The organism is Campylobacter magnus (genome assembly GCF_028649595.1).
In the GTDB taxonomy this organism is placed as follows: Bacteria; Campylobacterota; Campylobacteria; order Campylobacterales; family Campylobacteraceae; genus Campylobacter; species Campylobacter magnus.
Map to the genome: position 1 here is coordinate 1 of NZ_JAQSLK010000005.1, position 17,732 is coordinate 17,732.

Annotated in this window: 14 protein-coding genes and 1 tRNA gene; 11 read left to right on the top strand and 4 right to left on the bottom strand. The window is 32.0% G+C overall.

Annotated elements, in window-relative coordinates:
- Positions 1 to 482 precede the first annotated feature (482 nt).
- The gene (locus PTQ34_RS06345) at positions 483 to 1,100 is read right to left on the bottom strand and encodes a helix-turn-helix domain-containing protein (RefSeq protein WP_273932699.1); all 618 of its coding nucleotides are present in this window, start codon (positions 1,098 to 1,100) and stop codon (positions 483 to 485) included.
- A gap of 153 nt (positions 1,101 to 1,253) precedes the next feature.
- Between PTQ34_RS06345 and PTQ34_RS06350 the strand changes: the two genes are divergently transcribed.
- From PTQ34_RS06350 to PTQ34_RS06380, 7 genes are all read left to right on the top strand, one after another.
- A complete protein-coding gene (locus tag PTQ34_RS06350) occupies positions 1,254 to 1,466 on the top strand; it encodes a hypothetical protein (protein WP_273932701.1) in 213 nt (70 codons plus the stop codon).
- A complete protein-coding gene (locus PTQ34_RS06355) occupies positions 1,466 to 2,482 on the top strand; it encodes an AAA family ATPase (protein ID WP_273932702.1) in 1,017 nt (338 codons plus the stop codon). The genes PTQ34_RS06350 and PTQ34_RS06355 overlap by 1 nt, the downstream gene beginning before the upstream one ends.
- 222 nt (positions 2,483 to 2,704) lie before the next feature.
- Complete coding sequence (locus PTQ34_RS06360; protein WP_273932703.1) at positions 2,705 to 4,393, top strand: hypothetical protein; 1,689 nt, start codon at positions 2,705 to 2,707, stop codon at positions 4,391 to 4,393.
- Between the two features lie 266 nt (positions 4,394 to 4,659).
- Entirely contained in the window at positions 4,660 to 5,334 is a 675-nt protein-coding gene (locus PTQ34_RS06365; protein WP_273932704.1) for a hypothetical protein, read from the top strand.
- On the top strand, positions 5,321 to 5,605 hold the full coding sequence (locus PTQ34_RS06370) for an alpha/beta hydrolase family protein (RefSeq protein WP_273932705.1): 285 nt from the start codon (positions 5,321 to 5,323) through the stop codon (positions 5,603 to 5,605). The genes PTQ34_RS06365 and PTQ34_RS06370 overlap by 14 nt, the downstream gene beginning before the upstream one ends.
- Before the next feature lie 150 nt (positions 5,606 to 5,755).
- Positions 5,756 to 6,724 carry a hypothetical protein gene (locus PTQ34_RS06375; RefSeq protein WP_273932706.1) on the top strand — a complete coding sequence of 323 codons (969 nt, stop codon included), beginning with the start codon at positions 5,756 to 5,758 and terminating at the stop codon, positions 6,722 to 6,724.
- Entirely contained in the window at positions 6,708 to 9,563 is a 2,856-nt protein-coding gene (locus tag PTQ34_RS06380; protein WP_273932707.1) for an alpha/beta hydrolase family protein, read from the top strand. Before PTQ34_RS06375 ends, PTQ34_RS06380 begins: the two co-directional genes overlap by 17 nt.
- 865 nt (positions 9,564 to 10,428) lie before the next feature.
- On the opposite strand, the gene PTQ34_RS06385 is transcribed toward PTQ34_RS06380, so the two are convergent.
- From PTQ34_RS06385 to gmd, 3 genes are all read right to left on the bottom strand, one after another.
- The gene (locus tag PTQ34_RS06385; RefSeq protein ID WP_038834406.1) at positions 10,429 to 11,709 is read right to left on the bottom strand and encodes a tyrosine-type recombinase/integrase; all 1,281 of its coding nucleotides are present in this window, start codon (positions 11,707 to 11,709) and stop codon (positions 10,429 to 10,431) included.
- A 199-nt stretch (positions 11,710 to 11,908) separates the two neighbouring features.
- Positions 11,909 to 11,985 (bottom strand) — tRNA-Ile (locus PTQ34_RS06390).
- 147 nt (positions 11,986 to 12,132) lie between these two features.
- On the bottom strand, positions 12,133 to 13,170 hold the full coding sequence (gene gmd, locus PTQ34_RS06395; RefSeq protein ID WP_273932710.1) for a GDP-mannose 4,6-dehydratase: 1,038 nt from the start codon (positions 13,168 to 13,170) through the stop codon (positions 12,133 to 12,135).
- A gap of 108 nt (positions 13,171 to 13,278) precedes the next feature.
- On the opposite strand from gmd, the gene PTQ34_RS06400 reads away from it, so the two are divergent.
- From PTQ34_RS06400 to PTQ34_RS06415, 4 genes are read left to right on the top strand one after another with little or no spacing between them, the layout of a single operon-like run.
- Entirely contained in the window at positions 13,279 to 14,061 is a 783-nt protein-coding gene (locus PTQ34_RS06400; protein ID WP_273932711.1) for an ABC transporter permease, read from the top strand.
- Positions 14,058 to 15,263, top strand: coding sequence for an ABC transporter ATP-binding protein (locus PTQ34_RS06405; RefSeq protein ID WP_273932712.1), 1,206 nt, complete (start codon positions 14,058 to 14,060; stop codon positions 15,261 to 15,263). The genes PTQ34_RS06400 and PTQ34_RS06405 overlap by 4 nt, the downstream gene beginning before the upstream one ends.
- 5 nt (positions 15,264 to 15,268) lie before the next feature.
- The gene (locus tag PTQ34_RS06410) at positions 15,269 to 15,481 is read left to right on the top strand and encodes a hypothetical protein (protein WP_273932713.1); all 213 of its coding nucleotides are present in this window, start codon (positions 15,269 to 15,271) and stop codon (positions 15,479 to 15,481) included.
- Positions 15,481 to 17,691, top strand: coding sequence for a glycosyltransferase (locus PTQ34_RS06415; RefSeq protein WP_273932714.1), 2,211 nt, complete (start codon positions 15,481 to 15,483; stop codon positions 17,689 to 17,691). The genes PTQ34_RS06410 and PTQ34_RS06415 overlap by 1 nt, the downstream gene beginning before the upstream one ends.
- Positions 17,692 to 17,732 lie beyond the last annotated feature (41 nt).

A 17,732-nucleotide genomic window follows, 5' to 3' on the forward strand; every position in this document is an offset into this window, starting at 1 on the left:
TGGTAAGAGGAGCTTTTAAAAGATGAGCTTATAGAGCTTTTATCCAATTTGTGTTTAATTTTCTTAAAAAAATTGCTAGATTATTGCAATATAAAAATAGAATTTAAAAGAATTTACTTATATTGCTTAAACTTAATTTTGATATAATATCACTATCTTTTAAAATGAAATAATCGCTTTTAAAAATGTTTAGGGAAAATTAAGGAAAGCATCGGTGGTGGGTCCACCACTCACCGAATATATATCTATAAATATTATTATATCATTATTTTAAAGCTTTAAGTTTTTTAAGGTCAATGTAAAAGTAAATTATTTACTTTTTATTATATTCTATAAAAATCATTGAAATTTATATTATACAATAAAATCATAAAACACGATTATATCGTGCTTTGCTCGGTCGCCAGTAGTAATTCTGTAGTAATTACGCTAAAAGCACGATATAATCGGTGTTTTGTTCAGTCGTAATTATTTTTTGTTTTTTATCGTTTTAAATCAGATAGCTTTAAAATATCACTTTTAATTTTGTATTTATAAACAGCCCAAAAATCCCACTTATCTATTTTTATATTATCAAAAAATGCTTGATCTTTTATTTTTACAACACCTTTTTTATAATCATATACACCAGTAAAGACCAAATCGTGATTAGCCACTAGCACTTGACAATCATCACTATTTAATATTTTTTGCTCGTCATCAAAGACTAAAATGCTATCGCTACTCCATCTTGCCATATAATATTTTTTATTTGGTGCAAATGGAAATAAAAATGTAAAAAAATCATAAGGAAGAGCTATTTTTTTAGCATTTTTCTTGTCTATGAAATTGCTTATATCGTTGAAAAATTCTATATTAACAATATTTCTTTCAATTAAACTTTTTGAAAGGTTTTTTATATCAATACTCTCATCACTAAAAAATTCGTTTGAAATATTAAATTTATCACTAATGCTATTTATGACATAATCTGGCAATGGATTATAGCCATTTTCATAGCTAGCAATAGCACTTTTTGAAATTCCCAAACACTCCCCAAGCTCTGTTTGGCTTAGTTTTAATGTTTTTCGTAATGATTGCAATCTTTTGCCTAGATCCATATTTATACCTTTAACTGTCAAATAAAATCATATTATAGAATTTATTGCCTTTAAAAATAATAAATAATCATTTATTGAAATTTTTGATATATTATTGACAATAAATATATTTTTTTGCTATAATTCGCTAATTTTTACACACAAGGAGAAAAAATGAAAAAAATAATCCCAGCAAATTCTGAGTTTATGACACCACAGATGCTAGAAAGTGAACTTGGAATAAGCATTAGCAAGCAAAGCAAGTTAAGAATGAAACGAGCTCAAAATCAGCCTAATCCTTTGCCGTTTATTAAACAAGGCAAATTGATTGTTTATCCTAGAAGTAGCGTTTATTCTTGGTTCAATAGTTTAGCAAGGGGACTATGATGAATAGCGTGCTAGATTATTTAGATAGCTTTGCTATACCTGAGAGTGAGTGGGAAAAAGAGCTTGAATGGATAGATATATTTGACAATGAAAAGTTTTTAGCAAAAGCTAGTATAACTTTGATTAGCGCAGATACAAGCTCTTTTAAAACTTTTTTTACTACCGAATTTTCAATGCCATTGCTTAAAAATGGAGTATTTAAAAAAGTTTATGATATTGATTTTGATGGAGACACAAGAGTATATAAGGAAAGAAACCAAAATGATATTTTAAAGCCACTGCGTGATAACAAGCAGTGGATTTATATAAGAGAAAACGAGATTATAGCAAAAAATACTTCAATAGATGTAATTTTAGATGATATTTCTAGAAAAAATGAAAATCTTAATGGAGTTCTTTTTATTATTGATGTGCTTAGTAATTTTACTAATCCAAACGATGTAAAAGAAGTAAATAGGTTTTTTGGAATTCTTAGAAGACTAACAAATTTAAATGCTACCATTATTGTTTTACACCACAATAAAAAAGAACGCACACAAGATGGACTTGGACAATATAGTGGAGTTTCTTATCTTACTGGTAAAGCTGATGTAGCGTATCAGTTATCAGCAAATGATAATAAAGAAATTCCAGTATTAACTTTTAAAATAATTAAAAGCAAATACAATTATCTAAATGGTAAAAAGCATATTATTTTTTCTCTCGATACGACCAAAAGAGCTGGTGAGCGTTTAAGCATAGATACTACAAAAAGCGATGACGAAATTCAAAATTCTCAAAGTCCTAAAAGAACAGAAATCAAAGAAAAAATTTTGAAAGTTTTAAACACAGTAGATCAAATTTATCAAGGTCAACTTTTAGAGAAAATAGGCACTAATAAAAACGATAAAACAGCAATAAATGTTATTGACACTTGTGCTAAATATTCTGAGCCACTTTGGCATATAAAAACAATCGCCAAAGGAAATATAACTTCAAAGCTGATTTCTTTAAAAGTTTTTGAAAATGATGTCTAATTCGTCACTTCTTTTTTGGCGTAAATTTTATTTTTTTACTGAGCTTGCCGAAGTAAAAAGCGCACACATAAGAGCAAATAAAATCTTTGAAAATCGCCTAGATTTTTAAAGAGATTTTTTTGCTCTTAGGGATAGTGCGAACTATCCCTAAGAAAACAAGTTTCTTAGCCGTTCGCACAAAAATCGGCAAGCTCATTTTGTGATTTTAAAAAAGGATTTTTAATGAAAAAAATACTAGAAGATGATTTTGAATTTCGCACAAAAACAATATATTTATCAAAGCAAAAAGCAACTCAGATAAAGCAAAATTTAGAGCCAAATTTTATTTATAATTCTACTCCAAAATTTAGTAGAGCAAATATAAGCTATCCAAAGAATTTTACTGAAAGGGTAAATAAAAATCGTGGCTCATCTGCTAATATAAGAAAAGCAAAATCAAATAGCCAAAAGCACAATGAAAGAAATGAGGAAAAAGAGCCAAAATATTTTTTGCCACTTGAATATAGACAAGAAAATGAAACTTGGGATTGTGGGATAAGCGAACAAGAACTTTTTGAACAAGAACTCCAAAAATACAATGAAATAAAAAAAGGCTACAATGGTAAACGACCAGCCTTTGAAAACTGCAAGTGGGAGATGATAATAAATCTAAACAATACACACGATATGGCAGACTGCCAAAAGGTAGCTAACTATGTAGCAAATAAATTCAACTTTCATAGCACACGCATTGCTATACATAGAGATGAGGGCAGACTAATAGACCTTGATAATGCTGATGATAAAACAAACACTCTTATTCTAACTGGCAAACGCAAGAACTGCTATAAAGATGAAAATTCTAAAAAATACTACTGGGATAAAGAACTAAGCAAAGAAATAAATGTAGGTGTGGTGTATAACTATCACGCTCATTTAAACTTTTTAACTATCAAAGATGCTAAACAAAATATGCGTAGAGCTTACATAAAAAGAGAAGATCTGAGTGAATTACAAACTAAACTGGCTATTATGCTAGATATGCCAAGAGGCGAAATAATCAAAGAAAGTGAGAGAAGTAGCGATAAAAAGCATAGGAGTGGCAGAGAATACGCCAAAGAACAGCACGAACAGCAAGAAACTTTACTAAATCTAAAAGAGCAAAAAGAAATCTTGGAAATTGAAAGAAAAGCAAGTGTGGGAAATAATTACACAAAAGATTATTTTAGAGAGTTAAAACGACTCGCCACAAAAGAGCTAAAAAGCAAAGATGAACTAGAAAAAGAGATTAAAGAGTTAAAAATAAAGCACGATAAGTTTTATTCTAGCAAGGACTACACCAAAGCATTAGAAAATAAAATCATAGAGCTAAATAATGATAAAAACGATCTTTTAGGTATCATCAAGCAGACAAGTGATAACTTTATAGAGTTAGCAGAGCAGGCCAAGCAAGATAGTATAGAAAGGCTAGAAAAAGCAAAACTTATGGAAGAAGAGCTAAAGAAAGAAAAAGAAATGTTGTATGATATGTATTCTACAGCAGATAAGATAATGCGAGATGAAATAGCAAAAGATAGATTTATGACAGATAAGGTAAATGATAGATTTGCCTCTTTGAGCGAATCTACTTTTAGAGATACTTTATATAAATATGCAATTTTACACCCTATAACATCAGAATATGAAAAAAAGAAACTCGAAGAGCAAAAACAAAAAGAGCGCATAGAAAAAGAAAAAGTTGAGGCTCAAAGAGAGGCTGGGCGAGAGCAAAGGAGAGCCGAAAGACTACAAACCCAAAATGACAATTTTGGTTTAGAATTTTTAGAATTTGAAAAATTACTTGGTTCGTATAAAACTCAAAATAAGCCTGAAAGCACTGCTGTCCAAGAACAAAAGCCAAAAAAACACCAAGAAAAAGAGCGTGAGAGATAGTTTTTTATTTGGTGTCAAGTGCAAAGTAAAAATGCACCACTTATGCACACCAAAAATGCACCACTAAAATTTGCATTTAAAGGTAACTTATAAGAAAAATTTACGCAGTAAAATATCTAAATTTATTTATTAAGATAGTTTTTGTAAAATAGTAACACTTTTTTAAAAAATTCAAAAAATATTACAAAAATCATTCAAATGTCTTATTATTTTGTTACAATTGCCGTGAATTTTTTAAATAAGGAAATATTTTGCTGGGTCTTATTATGTTTGGGATTGCTATTCCACTAGCTTTGATTTTTTCTTATTTTTGGGCTGTGATTATATATAGGCTTTTTGGCACGGATAGCAAAAGGGATAAAATCATTAGAGTTATAATCTATATCTTAGTTGCCTTTTTGGTGTTTGGTGGCTGGGGTGTACTTGTGGATATTTGTATATTTTTTTGGATTAGGGATTTTAAGAAAAAAACTAGTTATTATCACGCAAAGCACCTTTTAGGCAAAGTTGCCTTTGGTTTGTCTATCCCTGTGTTTGCGTTTTCTGCGTGGCAGCTAGAAGTGCCACAAAGGCTGGTCTTTAAAATATTTACAACTTTACAACCTTACCCAAAATACGAAATAATGCCACTAGAAGTAAAAAATGACACAAATGCTAGTTTTATTGATAAAGTAAGCTCTTTTAGGCTTAAAAATATGGATAAAAAATTACCTTGTGGACTTATATCTTTTTATTGTAATATACGCAGTATTTATTATAGCGATGAAAATATTAAAGACTTTGAGCTAGTAAAAATATATGGAGCTTATTTTGCTCGCAGCACTCTTTTTAATGCTTTAACCATTTATGATGCCAGTGCTTATGAGTATTATGGAAATAGTGATTTTAATGAAATAAAAAAACTAATCAACAAACAAGGAGAAGACAATGTCGCAAAATGATGTAAAACTAGGTACAGTAAAAAATTCTGCTTTTTTAGCTAATGTAAGCTATGACTCAACTGATAAAATGAAAACTAGGGATTTTGCAAAAGTTGAAAATGATAAAATTACATTAACAAACCCAGCTACAAATTCTAGTTTTGAAGTATATAATCAAGCTGGCAATGATAGCTCAGGATTTAGCGCTACTGTGTTTAAAGACACAAGTACAGGCGAGTATGTAATAGCTTTTCGTGGCACTGAGATAGGTAATGGAAAAATAAGTGCTTAAATTCTAGAATTTAAGGAATTTTAGAATTTGGGTATTTGTGTGTTTTTAAAGTTAGTTTAAATTCTAGAATTTGCTTTAAACTCTAGTTTAAATTAAAACTAAAATGCGGATTTAGTTTTGAAAATTGAAGTTAAATTATAAGGCGGATAAGTGGAAATAATAGGAATGTTAGTAGTGATTTTGATGTATTGGGGAGGCGATATTCTATCATTAGGAATTTATATCTTTGTTGCATGGTTTATTTATAGAAAATTTTTAAAAGCAAAAATCACTAGCAAAGCTATTAAAATTTTAATTATTAGCATTCTTTGCTTATTGCCTTTTTGCGATAGAATAGCAGCAAATATAGAGGGACACTACTACCTCCTTACCACGCCAAAGCCAAAGGATGATATAGAGGTGAAATATCCTTTTAGTTTATATTACAACACTGAGCCTTCAAAATCATTTGAGAAAAAAGTTCTAAATCTCCAGACAGATATCCCTTTAAGCTTAGATGGTAAATTTGCAAATAAAGTATTATTTAATGGCGATGATAATCTTATACATATGTATAGTGGAATAGATGGTAATCTAGATGAAGTTATAAAGCAATGTAAATTAAAAAGAAAAGAAATTGAGGAGCATTTTTCAAAATTGGAGGATAATGCTAAAAACGGCGCAGAAAAAATATTGGCTCGACAAAATACACCTATTTGTAAAATGTTAGAAGAAAAAAGGAAAGCATTAGAGGCTAATTATAAAAGTAGTAAAGAAATTTTTTTTATAAACAATATGCCAAATGTTGATTATACATTCACAAGAGAGCTAAAAGAGCATTTTTTTATATCAGTGTATGATGAAAAAGTGGTGGATAATAAGACAAATGAAATTGTGTTTTTTAGAAGAGAAGTTTTTGCAAAAAATGCTTATTGGTTATTACTACATAATGCTCAGTTTCGTATAAGTGGTGGTCTTTATAATTTTAAAATAGGTTCTAGATATTATATAGATAAATTTAAAAGTATATTTGCTAATCGCAATATACCAATCTATTCTGGAATGTATATCACAATTGATATTTTGCAAAATAAAAAACAAATCAATTCACAAGGAGAAAAAAATGAACAAAACAATTAGTGGAGCATTACTAAAAGAGGTAGCTGGTTTAGCAGATGCTGTTTATGACGATAAGGGAAAAAATTTGTTTATGAATTTAGATAAGCCCCTAGAAATAGATGATTATAAATATAAAATCCTCGACATCTCCGAAGAATCAAACGGCTTTGCTGCTATGCTGGTAAAAAAGACAGGTGGAGATAACTCAAATAATATAGAATACGCAATTGTATTTAGAGGCACAGAGTCTAGTGATGTTAGAGATATTTACACTGATATTAAAATACTAACTAGCAATTCTAACGAACAATATAAAAGCGTAGATAAGTTTGTAATTAAGTCATTAGAAACTATAAAAAATGATCTAAATCTAAGCAGTATAGATGAGGCAAAAAAACACAGCATTGTATTGGGGCATTCACTAGCTGGAAATCACGCACAGATTGCAGCAATAGAACACGATATGAAGGCATATACTGTAAGTGCGTTACCAGCTACTAATATAATAGAGGAGCTAACACTAAGAAATTTACAAAAATTAGGCTCTTTTACCAAAGAAGAAGCGTTTAACGCCTTGCAGGATATAACTCAAAAGGCGAATAAAAATATCGTAAATATCTTAACGGATGACGATCTTTTAATTGGTGGAGCAAAATTGCTAACAAATGGTAATCTAGGGCAAAATGTGATAATAGAAGGTGTTGGGCACAGCATAGAGGCAACAAGAAAAGCAATAGATATAAATAAAGATTATTCCATTGAAGTACAAGACTTATCATTGATAGAAAAAGCAGTTAAGAAATTAAATGACTTTTTAGCTGATGTTTTTGGTTTAAAGACTAATACCTACAAAGACAAGCAATATGTGGATTTCGCAACTGCTTTAAAATACTTTAACGAAGATGGCACTGTAAATTTTGCTCAGTTTTTAGCTGATACCATAAATATCTCACTTTACGACCCTATCGCTCTTGATCTAAACAATAACGGTAAAATCGATACTTTAAGTCTAGAAAACGGCGTATTCTTTGATCACAATGGCGATAAAGTAGCTTTTAAATCAAGCTGGGTAAATAGTAGTGATGGCATTTTAGTAAGAGATATAGATGGTGATGGTAAAATCACTAGCGGAGCAGAATTATTTGGCAACTTCACAAAGCTAAAAAACGGCGAGCTAGCAAAAAATGGCGCAGAGGCTCTAAAAGACCTTGATAGCGATGATAATGGGGTGTTTGATGAAAGTGATAAAGCCTTTAATGAAATTCTAGTTTGGCAAGATTATAACAGCAATGGGAAGGCTGAATCTGGCGAGCTAAAAAGCCTAAGCGAGCACGGCATAAAAAGCATAAATCTAGAATTCCTAGATGATAACACAGCACTAGATAAAGATAATAAGCAAATTCTAGTTGGTAGCTTTGCTATAAATGATAGCGATAATGCACTTGCTAGTGATATTGATTTTAGTGTAAATACGGTTGAAAGAGAAATGGCTGAGAGTGCTGGGCTTATTAAAGGCACCGGCTTTGTAAGAGATTTAGCAGATGCTTTAGTTCTAAGTGCTAATAGCGATAATGCCTTAGTAGATATTTATAATGAGTTTGCAAGCTTAGATGAAAAGCAAAAGCAACTTAAAATATTACCAAAGCTAGTAAATGAGTGGGCTAAAACAAGCAAACACTATAAAAGCATAAATGATGATGAAAGCTTTTTGCAGCAAAATAAAATCAATATAGTAAATATAAGAAGCGATGTATCAACTAGCTATGTAAATAGCTTAAAAAGCAATGATAAAGTAGCAATTAACCAAGAGCTTGAAAATACTAATAATGCTAATATACAATCATTAACCCCAAGCGGATTAAATAAGCTATTAAATCAAAGAAATATAGACCAAGATTTATTAAAGCAAGTGCTAGAATTAAAAGATAAATATAGTGTGTTGCAAGCCTTTAGTGGCAAGGATATTCAAACTTTATACTATGATAGCAATGAAGACTTATTAAACATAAAAGCAAATATAACTAAAAGCTATCAAGCAATACTTGATTACACCTATAAATCTAGCTTAATGCAAACTAGATTAAAAGAATATGCAAATGATTTAAAGCTTTTAGTAGATACTAATATGCAAGATGATAGCCTTAAGACCTTAATAGATTATAGCGATGCATTAAATAAGCTAGAAAATAAAGCCAAAGATAACTTAAAAGAAGCCTTTATGGATTTAATAGAGTTTAGTGATGTCTTTGATGATTTATCAAGCTTAAAGCAAGCAAATGATTTAGTAAGCAAGCTAATAAATCAAGCAATTGATAATAACGAAATATATTATGTCTTAGATTTATTAGATAATAACGATATTTTAGTAAATAACTTAAAAGATGTCTTAATAACTAAAACTATAAACAACGAAAACATTTATGATTTAGATGCAATTACTTCAAAACTTAATGTAAATATTATCACAAATAAAGATGAAAATAATAAATTACAAGGTAGCAATAAAGATGATATTATAATTAGTTCAAAGACTAATGAAGATTTAGTAGGTAATGGCGGTAATGATGTATATGTATTTAGCAAAGATTGGGGCAAGGATATAGTATATAGCTACCATAATAATAAACAAAGCATAAGTTTAAGATTTAATGATATTAAACTAAATGAAATAGAACTTAGCACAAATAAAAATAACGACTTAATAATCACAGATATAGCTAATAGCAATAATGAAATATTTATACAAAATGCTTTATATGATGGAGAATATAAAATAGATAAAATAATACTTGAAGATATAAGCTTAGAATTTGAAGAGATTAAATTGCTAGCTTATAATAAGATAGAACAAGGTGTGTAAAAAACGGGGGGGGGGGCTTTGTTAAACTCGGTTAATGCAAGCTTGCTAGCAGGTAGCGTGAGGTATGCTGGGCAATCCACAAAGCAGCAATACACGAGCTAGAAAATACTGCAATCCCTAGGTACTGTTAAAAGTAAAGTGGCGGGATTTTAGATTAAAGTGCTTTTGGAATTCCAAAACACTGGCGGAATTTTTGAAATTCCAAATTCTAAAAGGGTCAATTAACTAATATCATACTTTAAGGCACCTTAAAATATTCTATCAGTTAATTGACCCAAAAAGTTTTATAAAATTTTTACTCTATTTTACCCCTATATATATTTATTAAAATATTTAAAAGATTACGATATGATAGCGTTTGAGATTAAAATTTTGATTAAAATATTGTAAAATATTTAAAAGATTACGATTTTACCGATATTTGAGAGCATTTTAAAGGGGCTAAAATCTTAAAATCTTAGATTTTAGCTTGGGACTGTGATTATAGCATAAAATTATAATTTTACACCAAAAAAGAAAAAGTTGAGGCTCAAAGAGAGGCTGAGCGAGAGCAAAAGAGAGCCGAAAGACTACAAACCAAAAATGACAATTTTGGTTTAGAATTTTTAGAATTTGAAAAATTGCTTGGTTCGCATAAAACTCAAAATAAACCTGAAGGCACTGCTGTCCAAGAACAAAAGCCAAAAAAACACCAAGAAAAAGAGCGTGAGAGATAAAATTTTTTCTTTTGGCGTATTAAAAATAGTTATATATGGTGAGTTGTTACGACTGGATGAAACACCGATTATATCGTGCTTTTATCGTAATTACTACGGAATTGCTACGGAGACGGAGTAAAACACGATATAATCGTGTTTTATGATTTTTATAAAATTCCCAAAGGCTCAATACTCTCTAAAAAGTCAGCATACCATTGCATTAGAATTTTCTTTTGTTCTGTTGTGGCTAATTGTCTAAGATAAGCTTGTTCTACTTTGTCAGTAACTTTGTGAGCTAAACAAGCTTTTATGGTATCAGAGCTTATGCCAAGTGGAAGTAATTGTGCTATATTATTTTTACAAATAGTTTTAAAAGTCGCTCTAAATCCGTGAGGAGTGGCTCTGCCATACCATTTGCCTTTTTTACCATCAACTTTGCCACCTAGTGTAGTGCGGATATTTTTGCTGATCGTATCTCTTTGTAAGTGGCCACTTTTACTTTCACTTGAAGCAAAGACAAATTCTTTATCACAAGTTAGCAGTTTTTGTTGTCTTAGTAGCTCTATGACTTGCTTTGATAGTGCTATTTCGTGCTTGTCTTTCATTTTCATTTCGCTAGACCTGATATGCCAAACACCATTTTCTAAGTCTATATCAGCCCATTTAGCTTCTGCTGTATTACCAGCACGATTTGGCACTAATAGTTGTAAATATAAGGCTCTTTTAGTGCTTAACTCTCCATTGTAACATTTTAAATCGTAGATGAACTCTTTTAGCTCATTCAAGTCAGTTATAGCTTTTTGGTTGGCTTCTATATCGTTTTTGGCGTAAAAAATAGTTTTGCTAGGAAATTCTTTTCTAAGAGCTGATATAAGTGGCATAGTTTCTAAATATCCATCTTTAAGAGCTATTTGAAAAATCTCGTTTATATAGCCTATTAGTTTGCCTATTGTATCTAGCTTACTCTCATTTGGCTCATTTGGATTAAAAATAGGGCTTAAAATATCCAAAAGCTCACTATATTTTATGCTTTTTATATCACGCTTTGCTAGACTGGGCAGTAAATATTTTTTACATCTATTGACTATTGTCTTATCAACACTTACTAATCCTTTTTTTCTTTTTAGCTCAGCATATCTCTCAAAGAGTGCACCAAATGTATATTTCTCATTTTCTTTTTGTTCTTTTGGATCTTTACCATTTTCTAAATCTTTTAGCATTTTAATAGCTTCTTTTCTCGCATCCGCAACGCTAAAAATTCCTTCTCTAAATTCTTTTATCATATAGTAATGCCCATCATATAGTAGGCTAAAAGTTTTCTTTTTGCTAGGGTATATCCATATATAAAGCTCCTTTGGATTACCACAAGCTTTTATATACTTCTTTTCTTTTACTGGTAAAGCTTTTATATCTTTGTCCATTAGATTTGCTTTTGATATATTTGGCATAGCCATCCTTTCAATCATTGACCTAAAAGTCAATTATTAACTTTTAGGTCAATGATTAAGTCAATGAATTATATGAAAATAATTGTAGCATAAAGGCAAATAAAAGAAAAGAAAAATATATAAAAAGTGCTTAAAATATTGATATATAGTTATTTTATGAAATCATTTGGAATTATTTGAAACTTAAAGAAAGCTTAAATGGTGGGTCCACCAGGACTCGAACCTGGGACCATCCGGTTATGAGCCGGATGCTCTAACCAACTGAGCTATAGACCCGTGATTAAAAATTGCAATTCTAGCCAAACTTGGCTTAAACTTGGCTTGAAATTCTAGAATTCCTGAGAAAAATATTAGGAATTCTAGAAAAAATACTAGGAATTCTAGAATTCCTAAGCAAATATTTTGCCTCTAAATCACAAAATATTAAAACTCAAAGCCGTTTTTTGCACGCTCTAAATCAGCTTTTACCATCATTGCACAAAGCTCATTTAGATTTGTTTTTGCGCTCCAGTTAAGCTGCTCTTTTGCCTTACTAGCATCACCTATTAGTAAATCCACCTCTGCTGGGCGGAAGAACTCAGGATTTACTTTTACTACCACTTTGCCAGTTTTTTTGTCTCTGGCTACTTCATTTACGCCCTCGCCTTCAAAGACAAGCGCAATATCAAGTGCCTCAAAGCTCATTTTTACAAAATCACGCACAGTGGTAGTAATGCCGCTAGCTAGTACGAAAGTATCTGCTTTTGGAGCTTGAAGCATTGCGTGCATGCCCTTTACATAGTCTTTTGCAAAGCCCCAATCACGCTTAGCCTCCAAGTTTCCAAGCTCTAAGCAATCAAGCTTGCCAAGTGCGATTTTAGCAGCACTATTTGTGATTTTGCGAGTTACGAACTCTAAGCCTCTTAGTGGACTTTCGTGGTTAAACAAAATTCCGCAAGCTGCGAAAATATCGTAGCTTTCGCGGTAGTTTATACTCATAAAATGTCCATAAAGCTTTGCTACTCCGTATGGCGAGCGTGGATAAAATGGAGTGCTTTCATTTTGTGGTATGGCTTGGACTTTGCCAAACATCTCGCTAGTGCCTGCTTGATAAAACTTAATGCTCTTATCGCTTAGGCGAATAGCTTCAAGCAAGTTTAGCACAGCAATTCCGCTTGCATAGCTAGTGTGAAGTGGCTCTTTAAAGCTAGCTCCGACAAAGCTTTGTGCTGCAAGGTTATAGATTTCGCTTGGTTTTGCTACCTTTATAGCATTTATACAGCTAACTGGATCAGTAATATCAAGTTCAATTAGACTGAAATTTGCCTCATCAAGTAGTTTTAGCTCGCTTAAGCGCCAAAGATTTGTGCTAGCTGCTCTGCGGTAAGCGCCAAATACCTTATATCCAAGGTCTACTAAATAGCGTGAAAGATATGCGCCATCTTGTCCTGTAGCGCCTGTTACTAATGCGATTTTGCTCATGTTTGCTCCCAAAAAATTGCGAAATCTTAGCTAAAAATCTTAGAAATTTGGCTTAAAAGCGAAGAAATTTATGCTAAAATACAAGAAATTATTAAATTAAGCTTGAAAATGAAAGAACTTTGGCAATATAGATATTTTATTATTTCATCAATTAAGACCGATTTTTCCACTCGTTTTGCTAGATCAAAGCTTGGTGGACTTTGGCTTTTGATTAGCCCTTTAGCGCAAGTTCTTATGTATGCCTTGGTGCTTTCATACGCACTAAGAGCGAAATTGCCAGGGGTTGATAGTCAGTTTGCTTATGCTATTTATCTTATATCTGGTATGATGGCGTGGGCACTTTTTAGTGATACTGTGCTATCTTGTATGAACTGCTTTGTTAAAAATGCAAATATACTAAAAAAACTTGCTTTTCCCAGGATGTGTTTACCCATAATTGCTACTGGAAGTTCTGTTTTTACCAATGTAGTTTTGGTGGTAGTAAGCATTGTAATTGCCTTTTTTTGTGGAGCAAATATAGGCTTTAATCTTATTTATATACCTTTACTTGCTACTTTGCTTCTAGCTCTTGGTTTTGGTGCTGGGCTGCTGTGTGGTGTGGTAAATGTATTTTTGCGTGATTTAGGGCATTTTATAGGAATTCTACTTCAGTTTGGCTTTTGGTTTACACCTATTGTGTATATGATAAATTTAATACCGCCACAATATCAACATTTAATGTATTTTAATCCCCTTGCTTGCGTGATAGAAGGCTATCATAATGTTATTTTATACAACAAAGCCCCTGATTTTTCTTTGCTGATTTATCCTAGTATTTTGGCTTTTTTGCTTATAGTTCTTGGGATTTTTGTGTATAAAAGGGCAAAAGATGATATGGCGGATGTGCTATGATATTAAGCGTAAAAAACCTTAGCAAAAGCTATAAAAATTATTCGAGCAATTTGCGCCGTGTGCTTAGCTATTTTGGGCTTGGCAAGGCAGCCAGCCAAGAGATAAAAATCATAAAAAACATTAGCTTTGAAGTGCCAAAAGGGCAGTCAATAGGACTAATCGGTCAAAACGGCGCTGGTAAAAGCACACTTTTAAAGATGATTACTGGCACTCTAAGCCCTAGCAGCGGCACAATAACTGTAAATGGCAAGATTTGCGCTATTTTGGAGCTTGGTATGGGGTTTATCCCTGATCTTAGCGGGCGTGAAAATGCATATCAAACTGCTAGTCTTTTTGGTCACAGCAAGGCTGAGATTGATGAAAAAATCGCCTATATAAAAGACTTTGCTGAGATTGGCGAGTATTTTGACCAGCCTGTTAGACTATATAGTAGTGGTATGCAAGTGCGTCTTGCTTTTGCAGTATCTACTGCGTGGAGACCTGACATTCTTATAATAGATGAGGCTCTAAGCGTAGGTGATGCGTATTTTCAAAACAAAAGTTTTGCTAGAATACAGCAGATGAAGGAAAAAGGCACTACGCTTTTGCTGGTCTCTCACGACCTAAATGCTATTGTGGCTGTGTGCGAAAGGGCAATTCTCATTGAAAAAGGAGAGATTTTAAAAGACGGCCAGCCGGGCGCAGTGTTAGATTATTATAACGCGCTAATCTCGCAAAAAGAAGGTGTAAAAATCAGCCAAAGCGTAGATGAAAATGGCGTAGTAAAAACCATTTCAGGCAATGGTAAGGCAGAGCTTGCGAGTGCTTATATCCTAAACTCAAAGGGAAATAAAAGCACTAAGCTTTTAAGTGGAGAAAAAGTGAGATTTTGCTTTAGTTTTAGAGCAAATGAGGATTTAGATGACCTTGTTTTTGGCTTTTTAATTAAAAGTCGCTTAGCCATTGAGATTTATGGCACAAATACTTATTTACAAAAGTTTCCACTTAGCTTAAAAAAAGGCGAGCAAAAAAGTCTGTGCTTTGAGCTTGATTTAAATATTGGAGTAGGGGTTTATAGCATTTCAACCGCACTGCACTCTGGAAACTTTCACCTAGAAAATAACTATGAATGGCATGATAATGCTACTATTTTTGAAGTGCTTGATGAAATAGCAGATTTTAAAGGCCTAGCAAAATTAAATCCTAAAATCATCTTGGAGTAAGATAAATGCAATTTAATGACTTTGATATAAACTCTCCAGTTATAAGGCATATACATTCTTTAAATGAAGAAATTAAAGCTTTAAATGCAAAAATTAAAGCTTTAAAAGACGAAAATTATAATTTAACAATTAAATTAAATAAAATAAGAAATTTCTTTCCACTTAAAGTTGCTTTAAAAATTCGCAAACTACTTTTAAAACTTATAGGTAGGATATAGTGAAAACCCTAGCTTATCACTCACCATTTTTGCCACAAAAATCAGGAATTTCTCATTATAGTAGCGAGCTTTTGAGCGCTTTAAAAGCGCATTATGATATTACCTTGGTTAGTGATGAAACAGAACTTTTAGACCAAGAGTTTCCTATCATTACCTATGAGCGTTTTTATGAACTTATGAGTAATGAGAACACTGCTTTTGACCGTGTAATTTATAATATGGGAAATAATCCACTTCATTACAATATTTATAAATGTGCTCTAAATTATCCAAGCGTTGTTATTTTACACGACTTTTTTATTCCAATTTTTATGCGTGCTTGCTATGATTATGATGATATTTTACAAAAAGAAATTTTTAAAGAATATGGATTTCAAGGACTTTTTGAATATTTTTATAACTCTTATGAAAGTTTTGCTAAAAAATATCCACTAAATCGTTCTTTAATCGAGTGTTCAAAAACAATTATAGTGCATACTAAAAAAGCTTTTAGTCTAGCAAATGAAATTTATAAAAACAATGATTTTTTAAATATTATGCCACTTTTAAGACAAAATATAAGTCTAAATAAAATTAAAGCAAAAAAAGAATTAAAACTTGAAAATACAAAAACTTTTGGTATATTTGGATTTACTCATCCAATAAAGCAAAATTTAGAACTTTTGCGTTCTTGGGCTAGGGTTATGAAAGACAAAAACGCTGTTTTATTTATTGTTGGTGAAAATGGCTTACCAGATTTTAATGAAAAATTAAAAAACTTTTTAGCCGAACAAAATATCACAAACGCCTATATCGTTGGTTGGGCAGATGACGAGCTCTATAAGCGGTATCTAAGTGCTTGTGATGTTAGCATATGCTTGCGCAAAACTCATCTTGGAGAAGCTAGTGCTGCCCTGCTTGATTGTTTAAATTACCAAACTACTACTATTACAAACTTTTCTGGCTTTGATGACTGTGCTATTTATGTTCCCGAGGTTAGTGATGATGGCCATGAGCTTGATGCTGCGCTATTAAAAGCCTATAATAGCGATGATAGCTTGGCTAAAAGAGCCAAAGAGCGCATTATAAAAGAACACGACCCCGATATGTGTGCCAAGAAAATATTTGAAATTACAGAGAGAGCTTATAGAGAGCCAAAAGAGCTAAAATGCTTTAAAAATCGCATTTTAGTTGATATTAGTGCAGTATTTAAGACTGATCCGCAAACTGGAATTTCTAGAGTTGTTTGGCAAGAGTTAAATGCTTTATTTCAAAGTACTACTTTGCCAGTAATTCCTGTATATTTTGATGGGCATGGTTACAGCAGCGCAAATGAGTTTATGTTAAAAAAGCTAACCTTACCTTTTAGCATAAATGATGAAAAAATCATCCCACAAAAAGGCGATATATTCTACGCTCTTGATTTTAGTGTGATGTATGGCTGTGAGCCTGAAATACCACTTTTAGAGGCAAACAAAAACGGCTTTTTTGATGAGCTAAAAAAGGCTGGTGGCAAGGTATTTGTGCGAGTTTATGATCTTTTGCCGCTTACTCATCCAGAGTTCTTCCCTTATCATGCTGGAGAGCTTCATTTGCGCTGGTGCGAGCTTTTAAAAGACATTGATGCTACTTTACTAGCTATTTCTAGTAGAGTAGAGAGTGATTTAAAAACTTATGGCTTTAGCAAAACAAAAACACTTAGCCTAGCTTCACATTTTAAAGAATATAAAAAAGCAGATAAAGCAAAGGAGCCCACTTTTATCTGCGTTGGCACAATCGAGGAGCGAAAGGGTATAAAGGCTATTTGTTTAGCTTTTGAGCGTTTAGCCTTAATTGGTGCTAATGCAAAGCTTATTATAGTTGGTCGCATGGGACGAGTGGATGATGATTTTAGGGCTTTTTTAGAGCATGGCGAGCATGAAAACATCATTTACAAGGGCTTTTGCAGCGATGATGAACTAGCAGAGCTTTATGCTACTTCGCACGCGCTAATCGCAGCTAGCTATGATGAGGGCTTTGGTTTGCCTCTAATCGAGAGTGGCTTGCCAGTTATTGCTAGAGATATAGAGATTTTTAGAGAAGTTTTAGGGGGAAGCGCGCTTTATTTTAAGGATAATTTAGAGCTTATGAATATACTGATAAATTATAAAAATATAAGCCTTTTACCACCGAAAAATACTCGTACCTGGGGAGATGTGGCAAAGGAGCTTTTGGAGATTTTTGGAGTTTAAATCTAGAATTCCTAAGTGAGATTTCTAGGAATTCTAGAATT

Coding starts and splice junctions, on each gene's coding strand:
- PTQ34_RS06350 (WP_273932701.1), top strand. CDS start 1,254: ATGAAAAAAATAATCCCAGCAAATTCTGAGTTTATGACACCACAGATG.
- gmd (WP_273932710.1), bottom strand. CDS start 13,170: ATGAGCAAAATCGCATTAGTAACAGGCGCTACAGGACAAGATGGCGCA.
- PTQ34_RS06345 (WP_273932699.1), bottom strand. CDS start 1,100: ATGGATCTAGGCAAAAGATTGCAATCATTACGAAAAACATTAAAACTA.
- PTQ34_RS06360 (WP_273932703.1), top strand. CDS start 2,705: ATGAAAAAAATACTAGAAGATGATTTTGAATTTCGCACAAAAACAATA.
- PTQ34_RS06365 (WP_273932704.1), top strand. CDS start 4,660: ATGTTTGGGATTGCTATTCCACTAGCTTTGATTTTTTCTTATTTTTGG.
- PTQ34_RS06410 (WP_273932713.1), top strand. CDS start 15,269: ATGCAATTTAATGACTTTGATATAAACTCTCCAGTTATAAGGCATATA.
- PTQ34_RS06370 (WP_273932705.1), top strand. CDS start 5,321: ATGTCGCAAAATGATGTAAAACTAGGTACAGTAAAAAATTCTGCTTTT.
- PTQ34_RS06400 (WP_273932711.1), top strand. CDS start 13,279: ATGAAAGAACTTTGGCAATATAGATATTTTATTATTTCATCAATTAAG.
- PTQ34_RS06385 (WP_038834406.1), bottom strand. CDS start 11,709: ATGCCAAATATATCAAAAGCAAATCTAATGGACAAAGATATAAAAGCT.
- PTQ34_RS06355 (WP_273932702.1), top strand. CDS start 1,466: ATGAATAGCGTGCTAGATTATTTAGATAGCTTTGCTATACCTGAGAGT.
- PTQ34_RS06405 (WP_273932712.1), top strand. CDS start 14,058: ATGATATTAAGCGTAAAAAACCTTAGCAAAAGCTATAAAAATTATTCG.
- PTQ34_RS06380 (WP_273932707.1), top strand. CDS start 6,708: ATGAACAAAACAATTAGTGGAGCATTACTAAAAGAGGTAGCTGGTTTA.